Source organism: Ligilactobacillus pabuli, assembly GCF_022836475.1.
GTDB lineage: Bacteria > Bacillota > Bacilli > Lactobacillales > Lactobacillaceae > Ligilactobacillus > Ligilactobacillus pabuli.
This window is the reverse complement of sequence record NZ_BQXH01000031.1, coordinates 1-10725: the sequence shown is the minus strand read 5'-3', so window position 1 is coordinate 10725 and position 10725 is coordinate 1. Positions and strand designations below refer to the sequence as shown.

The 10725-nt window shown below is 42.3% G+C and carries 12 protein-coding genes; all 12 read left to right on the top strand.

Annotated features, from left to right (window positions below; all coding sequences use genetic code 11):
* Window positions 1–241 precede the first annotated feature (241 nt).
* The 12 genes from LPAF129_RS10540 (at window position 242) to sufB (ending at window position 10578) form a co-directional block, all read left to right on the top strand.
* Window positions 242–478 (top strand): DUF1146 family protein, encoded by a 237-nt coding sequence (locus LPAF129_RS10540; RefSeq protein ID WP_244056996.1) that lies wholly within the window; start codon window positions 242–244, stop codon window positions 476–478.
* A gap of 51 nt (window positions 479–529) precedes the next feature.
* The gene (murA, locus tag LPAF129_RS10535) at window positions 530–1834 is read left to right on the top strand and encodes a UDP-N-acetylglucosamine 1-carboxyvinyltransferase (protein WP_244056994.1); all 1305 of its coding nucleotides are present in this window, start codon (window positions 530–532) and stop codon (window positions 1832–1834) included.
* A gap of 239 nt (window positions 1835–2073) precedes the next feature.
* A complete protein-coding gene (locus LPAF129_RS10530; RefSeq protein WP_244056992.1) occupies window positions 2074–3066 on the top strand; it encodes a rod shape-determining protein in 993 nt (330 codons plus the stop codon).
* A 16-nt stretch (window positions 3067–3082) separates the two neighbouring features.
* Window positions 3083–3385: a membrane protein insertion efficiency factor YidD gene (gene yidD / locus LPAF129_RS10525; protein ID WP_244056989.1), complete on the top strand. Its 303-nt coding sequence runs from the start codon at window positions 3083–3085 to the stop codon at window positions 3383–3385.
* Window positions 3363–3581, top strand: coding sequence for a DUF2969 family protein (locus tag LPAF129_RS10520; protein ID WP_244056985.1), 219 nt, complete (start codon window positions 3363–3365; stop codon window positions 3579–3581). Before yidD ends, LPAF129_RS10520 begins: the two co-directional genes overlap by 23 nt.
* A 33-nt stretch (window positions 3582–3614) precedes the next feature.
* A complete protein-coding gene (locus LPAF129_RS10515; protein WP_244056982.1) occupies window positions 3615–4811 on the top strand; it encodes an FtsW/RodA/SpoVE family cell cycle protein in 1197 nt (398 codons plus the stop codon).
* A 203-nt stretch (window positions 4812–5014) separates the two neighbouring features.
* Window positions 5015–5377 (top strand): arsenate reductase family protein, encoded by a 363-nt coding sequence (locus LPAF129_RS10510; protein WP_244056981.1) that lies wholly within the window; start codon window positions 5015–5017, stop codon window positions 5375–5377.
* Window positions 5378–5454: 77 nt separating this feature from the next.
* Window positions 5455–6237: a Fe-S cluster assembly ATPase SufC gene (gene sufC / locus LPAF129_RS10505; RefSeq protein WP_244056978.1), complete on the top strand. Its 783-nt coding sequence runs from the start codon at window positions 5455–5457 to the stop codon at window positions 6235–6237.
* 12 nt (window positions 6238–6249) lie between these two features.
* Window positions 6250–7533 (top strand): Fe-S cluster assembly protein SufD, encoded by a 1284-nt coding sequence (gene sufD / locus LPAF129_RS10500; RefSeq protein WP_244056975.1) that lies wholly within the window; start codon window positions 6250–6252, stop codon window positions 7531–7533.
* Window positions 7514–8752 carry a cysteine desulfurase gene (locus LPAF129_RS10495; protein WP_244056973.1) on the top strand — a complete coding sequence of 413 codons (1239 nt, stop codon included), beginning with the start codon at window positions 7514–7516 and terminating at the stop codon, window positions 8750–8752. Before sufD ends, LPAF129_RS10495 begins: the two co-directional genes overlap by 20 nt.
* Window positions 8739–9185, top strand: coding sequence for a Fe-S cluster assembly sulfur transfer protein SufU (gene sufU / locus LPAF129_RS10490; protein ID WP_244056971.1), 447 nt, complete (start codon window positions 8739–8741; stop codon window positions 9183–9185). Before LPAF129_RS10495 ends, sufU begins: the two co-directional genes overlap by 14 nt.
* Window positions 9178–10578 carry a Fe-S cluster assembly protein SufB gene (gene sufB / locus LPAF129_RS10485; protein WP_244056969.1) on the top strand — a complete coding sequence of 467 codons (1401 nt, stop codon included), beginning with the start codon at window positions 9178–9180 and terminating at the stop codon, window positions 10576–10578. Before sufU ends, sufB begins: the two co-directional genes overlap by 8 nt.
* Window positions 10579–10725 lie beyond the last annotated feature (147 nt).

The window sequence follows — 10725 nt, the reverse complement described above, 5'->3', positions numbered from 1 at the left end:
GCTTTGATTTTAATTAGACACTTTAATCGTAGCACACGAGGACAAATGATGTCCTTTTTGCGTAGAAAAAAAGTGCTGATGATCAACTCATCAACACTAAAAAGTTTAGACCCGAAACTAGGCGTAAATTAATGTTTCATAAAATTTAGTTAAAAGATAGCTCTCAAACGGTCTTCCTAGTTGCTTGCAATTCTTTGCATATGATATGATTAGTGCTAGAACAAGGATTTGAGGGATTTTCATGAAATGGTTGGGATTTTCAGCAATCTTAACAATAGTTAGTCATTTTATTTTCATTGCTTTAGCATTTACTGCACTCCAATCTTTACGGTTGGATCACTATATTGTGCCTGAACGGCAAGGAAAGTTTAAACTAGTGTTAGTTTTACTTTCAGTTGCGGTCGGCTTTTTGTGCAGTCAATTTTTCTTGAGCTTTGTTGACAATCTTCGAAATCTCTCTTACTTATTTGTAAAATGAGCTTAAAAAACTAGAATAATCTACTCTATTTGACTTATTGGAGGAATAACTGTGGAAAAAATAATCGTACGCGGTGGCGAAAGATTGCGCGGAACCGTCAGTATTGAAGGTGCCAAAAACGCTGTCTTGCCTATTTTAGCGGCAAGTATCTTGCCAGCAACCGGAAGAACAGTTTTGACAAATGTTCCAATTTTGTCAGATGTTTATACCATGAATAATGTGATTCGCTTTTTAAACGTCACAGTTGGCTTTAATGAAGCTGAAAAGTCCATTACTTTGGACGCAACTGGCGACTTATCTTATGAAGCACCATTCAAGTATGTTTCCCAAATGCGGGCCTCAATCGTTGTTTTAGGCCCCTTATTGGCACGTTTGAAGCATGCGAAGGTTGCAATGCCTGGCGGATGTGCAATTGGGACACGCCCAATTGATTTGCACTTGAAGGGTATGGAAGCTTTAGGTGCTAAGATCGAACAACATGATGGGTACATAGAAGCAACGACTACTGGTTTAGTCGGGGCTAATATTTACTTGGACTTTCCTAGTGTTGGTGCAACACAAAACATTATGATGGCAGCGACATTAGCTAAAGGGACCACGGTCATTGAAAACGTGGCGCGTGAACCAGAAATTGTAGATTTGGCTAATGTGTTAAATCAGATGGGAGCTAAAATTACTGGGGCAGGAACGGAAACAATCAAGATCGTAGGTGTTCCTGTGATGCATGGTGCAGAACACGCCATTATCCAGGATAGAATTGAAGCAGGTACTTTCATGGTCGCTGCGGCTTTGACCAAGGGAAATGTCTTGATTAAAGATGCTATTGCTGAACATAATAAACCATTGATCTCTAAATTAGAGGAAATGGGTGTTGCAATTAAAGATGAAGCAGACGGCGTTCGCGTGATCGGGCCTGAACAATTACAGGCAACCACAGTGAAAACCTTGCCTCATCCTGGTTTCCCAACTGACTTGCAGCCACAAATGAGTATTTTACAATTAATGGCCAATGGTACTAGCGTGATGACCGAAACTGTGTTTGAAAATCGTTTTATGCATTTAGAAGAACTGCGCCGGATGAACGCTAACTTCAAAATTGAAGGCGATTCTGCGGTAATGTATGGTCCCAATGTTTTAACTGGTGCAGAAGTTGCTGCGACTGATTTGCGTGCTGCAGCGGCCTTAGTACTTGCGGGATTAGTTGCCAAGAATATCACCCAGGTTACTAATTTGAAGTATCTGGATCGTGGTTACTATCATTTTAACCAGAAGCTAGCGGCATTAGGAGCTTCGATCAAGCGAGTAGACGATTTGTCTGCGAACCCTCTTGATTTGAAGAAAAAGGCCCAAAATTAGCCGGACTAGAAACTGGGAAAACTCTAACAATTAGTTTTTTTCAGGACGTCCACTTAAATAAAAGTGGACGTTTTTGTCTTTTTAGCGGCATGTTATTGAAATACGAGGCACGATTAGTTGAAGCGGCCCGCGTTCACTGGTACAGTGCCTATGTACAGTAATTAGCTTGTCTGCTATAATAAATAAGATATGGCTAAAAATATTTGATAGACTTAATTAGAAATTAAAGGAGAACAATCATGGCAAAAGATATTGGAATAGATTTGGGGACAGCCAATGTCTTGATCAACGTTCAAGGCAAAGGTATTGTACTGGATGAACCCTCTGTTGTTGCAATTAACACCAATACAGAGCGTTTATTGGCAGTTGGTTCAGAAGCGTACAAGATGGTTGGCCGGACACCGGGAAATATCCGGGCGGTTCGTCCATTAAAAGATGGCGTCATTGCAGATTTTGATATGACTGAACAAATGCTGTCGTATTTTATCAAGAAGTTAAATGTGAAGGGATTGGTCTCTAAGCCCAATATTTTAATTTGCTGTCCAACAGGCACGACAGACATCGAACGCAAAGCTATTCGCCAAGCTGCTGAAAAATCAGGCAGCAGTGTGGTCTACGTGGATGTTGAACCTAAAGTTGCAGCCGTTGGAGCTGGCTTAGACATTTTTAAACCAGTGGGTAACATGGTCGTTGATATTGGTGGGGGAACCAGCGATATTGCAGTGCTTTCTTTAGGTGATATTGTTGCCAGCAGTTCATTACGAGTTGCTGGAGACCGTTTAAACACTGATATTGTTAACTTTGTCCGCCAAAACTTTGGTTTATTGATCGGTGAACATACAGCTGAAAGAATTAAAATAGAAATTGGGACTGCTGTGGCCGATCATCGCCATGAAGAAACTCAGGTTCGTGGCCGTGATGTAGTGAATGGGTTGCCAAAGGAAATTACTTTGGACTCTAATCAAATCGAAGGTGCGATCCATGATACATTGGAAAGCATTGTTGTGGCCGCTAAGGCACTCTTAGGCCAGATTCCACCCGAATTGGCTGCTGATATTATTGACCATGGTGTAATGTTGACCGGCGGCGGCGCTTTGATCGATGGTTTGGCTGAGTTATTCAGCGAACATCTCGGCGTGCCAGTTCATGTTTCTGAAACTCCTTTACAAGATGTTGCAAAGGGAACAGGAATTTTATTGGAAACACCTGAAAAAATAACTGACTTAAAATAATTAGCTGGTGGTAGTTGTGAAAAAAATTTTGATTTTTCCAATAAGGTTATATCAAAAGTGGATTTCTCCCTTATTTCCTCCATCTTGCAGGTATTATCCGACGTGTTCTAACTATGCGATTCAAGCAATTGAAAAACACGGTGCCTTAGGCTTTTTAATGGCCATGGCCCGGATCTTACGTTGTAATCCATTTATTCGTGGGGGATATGATCCTGTACCAGAGAAGTTTTCGCTCGTTCGTAATACTGATTGGGTTGAAGAAGAGGATTCAATTGCTGCTAAATGGAGGAATGAAAGTGAAAAAAGAAAAAAATATTGAAATTGTTGAAGAAGAACAGCGCATCGATGGTGTGATGGTTAGTCAATTCACCTTAGGCAAAAAATCGCTGGGGACGATTCAACAGGACGGTAAACGTTGTGTTGTTCGTTTTCCAAATGGCGAAGAAACACATACCAGTAATAAATCAGCTGGGATCGATGCCTTGATCCGTGAATTCCATTTGCACCATAGCTAGGAATTTTGAATAAAGGAGCGTTGATCGTTCAATATGAATACAAATTTAAGAAGACGTGAGGAGCAAGATTCTCGGATCGATTGGGGAATTATCTTGTCCGTGCTCTTATTGGCCGTGATCGGGATTGCTTCGATCTATGTGGCTGCCAGTCATGATACTAGCACAACTAGTATTGCACGAACCATGATCTCACAGGCGGTCTTTTATACATTGGGGATCATCTTAGTGGTGTTCATCATGCAATTTGATGCTGAACAATTGTGGAAAGTTGCGCCATTGGTTTATGGCTTTGGAATTTTCTTACTGATTGCTGTTCTGTTTTTGTATAGTAGACCATATGCGATGTTAACTGGGGCCAAGAGTTGGTTTGCATTTGGACCAATTACTTTCCAGCCGTCAGAGGTGATGAAGCCGGCTTACATTTTGATGCTGGGGCGGATCGTGACGCAGCATAATACGGAAAACCCGACCCATACGATGAATGGGGACTGGCTTTTGATTGGTAAGATGGCAGGCTGGACTTTGCCAGTCGCTGTGTTATTGGAGCTGCAAAATGACTTTGGGACCATGTTAGTGTTCTTTGCGATTTTTGGCGGCGTAGTTTTATTATCAGGGATCTCTTGGAAAATTATTATCCCGACTTTTGCGATCGTCGCACTTTTAGGTGGTTTTTTGATCTTCCTAGTGGTGTATGATCGGACGCTATTACTGTCGATTGGCTTTAAGGATTATCAGTTTAAACGAATTGATTCCTGGTTAGATCCATCGGCCAACACATCCTCGAGTGCTTATCAGTTATGGCAGAGTATGAAAGCTATTGGGTCTGGACAGTTATTAGGAAAAGGTTTTAATATTTCTAAGGTTTATGTGCCTGTCCGTGAATCAGATATGATTTTTTCTGTGATCGGTGAAAACTTTGGTTTTGTCGGCGCCTGTGTGTTGATTTTTATCTACCTCTTGCTGATTTTCCAAATGATCCAAGTCACCTTTGATACGAAAAACGAATTCTATGCTTATATTTCTACCGGCGTGATCATGATGATCATTTTCCACGTGTTTGAAAATATCGGGATGAGTATCGGACTTTTACCACTGACTGGTATTCCTTTGCCGTTTGTGAGTCAAGGGGGGTCAGCCTTAATTGGTAATATGATTGGGATCGGGCTGATCATGTCAATGAGATATCATTATAAGAGTTACATGTTTAGCAACAATAAGGAATTTAAATAACAGCTCGGTTATGAATCGAGCTGTTTGAGACACTGACCATGTTTGGTTAGTGTCTTTTTTAATTAAAAAAATTTTCAAATTTGGACGGTTAAGCAATGTTATTTCTAGGAAAAGGTGACTTGAATTTTATGTTCATCTAATCCATACTGAATGTATTGAACAAAATATATGAGTTAAATGATAATTTAAAGGAGTGGACTGCAATGAAGATGTTTTATTGTTATTCGAAGTGTTCAACGTGTAAAAAAGCGAAAAAGTGGTTGGATGAACATGACGTTCAATACGATTCGCAAGATTTAGTAGAAGTTCCGCCAGCACGTGCTGATCTCTTGCAGTGGCTGAATAATTCTTCACAACCATTGCGCTATTTCTTTAATACTAGCGGACAACATTACCGCCAACAAAATTTAAAAGAAAAGTTACCAACGATGACTAACGAAGAGGCAGCCGACCTATTGTCTCAGGACGGAAAGCTGATTAAACGGCCATTGATGGTTGATGGCGACCACTTAACTTGTGGGTTTAAAGAAGCAGTTTACGAAGAAAATTGGTTGGATCAAGACTGAGTTCTAATTGAAAATGTTTCTCAATTGCATTAAAATGAATGAGAAAAAACTTAACATGAACATGAAGGAGAAAGATTATGGCGACTTTAGAGGTAAAAGATCTACATGTTAAAGCAAAAGAAGAACAAAGAGAAATTTTAACCGGGGTCAATTTGACCATGTCCACTGGCGAAATTCATGCGATCATGGGACCAAATGGGACCGGAAAGTCAACTTTATCAGAATCGATCATGGGCAATCCTGACTATGAGATCCTATCAGGGGATATCTTGATCGATGGTCAAAGTATCGTTGGTTTACCAGTTGATCAGCGAGCACGTGCCGGCTTGTTTTTGGCCATGCAATATCCGGCTGAGATCCCAGGCATTACGAATGCAGAATTTATTCGGGCTGCCATTAATTCTCGGCGCCCAGAGGATGACCAAATGTCGATCCCTGCATTTCTCCAAAAATTAGACCAAACACTGACCACTTTAGATATGACTCAAGAGATGTCCGAGCGTTATTTGAATGAGGGCTTTTCTGGCGGTGAAAAAAAGCGGAATGAAATCTTGCAGCTCATGATGATCGAACCTAAATTTGCTATTTTAGATGAAATTGATTCCGGGCTAGATATCGATGCTTTAAAGGTTGTTTCCCGGGGTGTGAACGCAATGCGCGGCCCTGAATTTGGGTCGTTGATCATTACTCATTACCAGCGCTTGTTAAATTATATTAAGCCGGATGTGGTCCATGTGATGATGGGCGGAAAAATTGTGAAATCCGGTTCTGCTGATTTGGCAGTTAAATTGGAAGATGAAGGCTATGCTGGATTAAGAGATGAATTAGGCCTAGACGTTAAACTAGTCGACGAAGAATAGGGGGTGGACCAAATGACGGTTGTAACGCAAACTGCTCAAGAAATTATCGAGTATGCTAAACAAACCAATGAACCAGACTGGTTCACTACTCTTCGGCTTCAGGCTGATCAAGCCGTGGCTGAGTTGGCTTTACCTAATTTTCAAAAAATAAACTATCGGTCTTGGCCAATTAATGTGACCCAACGGCCCGAAGTTAATGAAGAGCCAATTGAATTGACCGAGTTAGCGACTCAACAAGCTAATATTGTTCAACTAGGATCACAGCTATTGCAGGCAGACTTACCGGCTGAATTCAAAGAAAAAGGCGTGATCGTTTGTGACTGGCTGACTGCTTTAAAAGAACATGCCGACCTCGTGCAAAAGTATTTCATGACTAAAGCCACTAAGCCGACAGAAAACCGGTTAAACGCAGAACATGTGGCTCATTTGACGAGTGGACTTTTGATTTATGTGCCCAAAAACGTGGTGTTAAAACAACCGCTAACGTCGTATTTCTTCCAAGATGCACGGCAGTCACGCGACTACGTTCATCATTTGCTGCTGATTGCTGATCGAGGCAGTGAGTTGTCATATTTGGAAAATACAGGGACTTATGGGCAGCAGGAGTGTCCCGCTAATATTATCGAAGAAGTGATTGCAGAACCAGGCAGTCATATCAAATTTGCCAGTGTCGATCGTTTAGGAGAACACACCACTGCATATCTGAATCGCCGTGGCTACCTAGAACAAGATGCTAGAATCGATTGGTCCATGGGGATGATGAACGACGGTAATATTGTGGGTGACTTTGATTCTGAATTAGTCGGGGCAGGTTCCCATGCTGAAGTAAAAGTCGTGGCGATCTCAACGGGACAACAGGTGCAAGGCATTGATACTCGGGTCACCAACTATGGTCAGCATTCGCTGGGAAATATTTTGCAACATGGAGTGATTTTAGCAGAATCGAGTTTGATTTTTAATGGAATCGGTCACATTGTTCATGGCGCAAAGGGAGCGGAAGCCCAGCAGGAAAGTCGGGTCTTGATGTTGTCGACTAAAGCCCGCGGAGATGCGAACCCGATCTTACTGATCGATGATAATGATGTTGTTGCTGGACATGCTGCTAGTGTTGGTCGAGTGGACGAACAAAAAATGTATTACCTGATGAGTCGCGGGATCGATCAAGCGACTGCTGAACGTTTAGTTATTCGAGGGTTCCTTGGACCAGTCTTGTCGGCGTTGCCATCCAAGGAAGTCCGGGATATCTTGGCTGAAATGATCGAAAGGAAATTGATCAATGGGCAAAAAGATGAATAATTGGCGGGCTGATTTCCCCATCTTAGCGCAAAAAGTCAATGACGAGCCGTTAGTTTATTTAGATAACGCAGCGACCACCCAAAAGCCGCTCGCGGTTTTACAGACAGTCAGAGATTTTTATGAAAATGATAATGCAAACATTCATCGTGGGGTGCACACCCTAGCACAACGAGCTACAGAACGTTATGAGCAGGTGCGGCAAAAAGTGACGGATTTTATTCATGGTAACGATTGGCATGAAGTTGTCTTTACTAAAGGGACGACAGAAGCGCTCAACTGGGTGGCTGCCAGTTACGGGGCAACACACGTTAAGGCCGGCGATGAAATTGTCTTGTCGTATCTGGAACATCATAGTAATCTGGTGCCTTGGCAGCAATTAGCCAAAAAAGTCGGTGCAAAGCTAAAATATATTGAACTGACTGCTGACGGACAGTTGGACTTGCAGAGTGCAGCTGACTTGATCACTGATCGGACGGCGATTGTGGCATTGTGTCATGCTTCAAACGTGATGGGTGTGGTCAATCCAATTCAAGCTGTCAGTCAGTTAGCCCATGCGCATGGAGCAGTAATGGTCGTTGATGGTGCACAAGCTGTACCGCATTTGCCGGTAGATGTGCAGGAATTAGGTGCTGATTTTTATGCCTTTTCCGGCCACAAGATGTTGGCGCCAACTGGCGTCGGTGTTTTATGGGGAAAATTGGCACTCTTAAATGAAATGCCGCCGCTTGAATTTGGCGGGGAAATGATCGCTAACGTTGGCTTGTACGAAACTGATTTTAAAGAAGTACCGTATAAGTTCGAAGGCGGCACACAAAATATCGCTGGTGTGATCGGTTTAGGAGCCGCCATCGATTATTTGCAAGCGATTGGTCTCGAACAGATCACTAAGCATGAACAGGAATTGATCAGCTATGTTTTACCGCAGCTGCAAGCAATTGATGGTCTGGAAATCTATGGACCGCAAGACCCAAGTCTACGGACGGGAATCTTGTCGTTTAATTTAACCGGCTTACACCCCCATGACTTAGCGAGTGCATTAGACATGGACGGTGTTGCAGTTCGGGCCGGGCACCACTGTGCTCAGCCGCTCATGAACTATCTCGGAGTCAGCGCAACTGCTCGAGCAAGCTTTTATTTGTATAATACTAAAGAAGATGCAGATTTGTTGATCAAAGCAATTTTAGATGCAAAGGAGTTCTTTTTAAATGGCTCTTGCTAGATTAAATAATTTATACCGGCAGGTGATCATGGACCATGCCAAACATCCGCATAATAACCATCCCTTACCACAAGCTGATCATGAGTTAGAGCTGCGTAACCCAACTTGCGGGGATGTGTTAACTGTCCAAATGAAAATGCAAGATGGGAAAATCGCTGCTGCAGGATATACTGGAACGGGCTGTACGATTTCACAGGCCTCGGCTTCAATGATGACCGACCAGATTATCGGCAAAACACCCGCAGAGGTCGAAAAAATGGTGCTAGGCTTCTCAGATCTGGTGATGGGTAAAGAAGTCCCAGACCAAGCTAAGTTGCTGGGAGATGCCGTTATTTTGCAAAGTGTGGCTCAGTTTCCAGCCCGTATTAAATGTGCAACTTTAGCCTGGAAAGCAGCTTATCAAGCCCTAGAGGAGAGTGAGAGAAATGACTAATACTGTACCTGATGTTGGTGGAGAATATAAATATGGCTTTAAAGATGATATTCAACCGATTTATACCACTGGTGAAGGATTGACCGAAGATATTGTTCGTGAGATCTCAGCTGTTAAGCATGAACCGCAATGGATGCTGGATTTTCGACTAAATGCCTATAAAATTTATCAGGAACTATCGATGCCAGATTTTGGCCCAGATCTATCTGCTTTAGATTTGGATAAGATTAATTATTTTAGACGTGATTCGGATTCAGTTGCCCGGAGTTGGGACGATGTTCCGCCAGAAATTAAGGAAACCTTTGATCGATTAGGTGTACCGCAGGCTGAACGTGAATACTTGGCAGGCTCGTCGGCACAGTATGAATCAGAAGTGGTTTACCATAACATGCGAGAACAATTTGCGAAAACTGGGATCGTGTTTATGGACACCGATTCTGCAGTGCAAAAATACCCAGAACTAGTTAAAAAGTATTTTGGCAAATTGGTGCCGCCAACAGATAACAAATTGGCAGCCTTAAATTCGGCAGTCTGGTCGGGTGGAACCTTTATCTATGTGCCAAAAGGTGTGAAGGTTACGACACCTATTCAAAGTTACTTCCGGATCAACGCAGGCAATTCAGGGCAGTTTGAACGGACACTGATCATCGTGGATGAAGGTGCAAGTGTTAACTATGTTGAAGGCTGTACAGCACCTAATTATTCGCAAGACAGTCTGCACGCTGCGGTAGTCGAAGTGAATGTTTTACCGAATGCTTACTGCCGTTACACGACCATTCAAAACTGGTCAGATAACGTTTATAGTTTGGAAACGAAACGGGCTCAGGCGTTGGAAAATTCCACGATGGAGTGGGTCGATGGTAACTTGGGTTCGAAAGTCACGATGAAATATCCAAGTGTTTATTTGGACGGTCAGGGTGCACGCGGCACAATGTTGTCGATCGCATTTGCCGGCAAGGATATTCGTTCAGATACCGGAGCACGGATGATCCACAATGCGAAGAATACGTCATCATCGATCGTTTCGAAGTCACTTTGCAAAGACGGAGGTAGTGTGGATTATCGAGGCCAGGTCAGGTTTGGTCGGCACAGCGATGGATCTTTAGCGCACGTCGAATGCGATACGATCATTATGGATGAGAAATCAACTAGTGATACAATTCCATTTAATGAAATTTTAAATGGTAATGTTTCGATGGAACATGAGGCTAAAGTTTCTAAGATTTCAGAAGAACAGCTGTATTATTTAATGAGTCGTGGGATTTCGGAAGAAAAAGCGACTGAGATGATCGTGATGGGCTTTGTTGAACCATTTACGAAAGAATTACCAATGGAATATGCCGTTGAACTGAACCGTTTGATCAATTACCAAATGGAAGGCAGCGTTGGATAAAATATTTATGAGCTCTAAATACTGTTAAAGCAGTGTGAAGTGCCCCATAATTGTTAGACATAAAAATCTAATAATTATGGGGTGTTTTTTATGACTAAATATTCAACTGATTTTAAGATTATGGCAGTTCAAAGGTATTTTGACGAA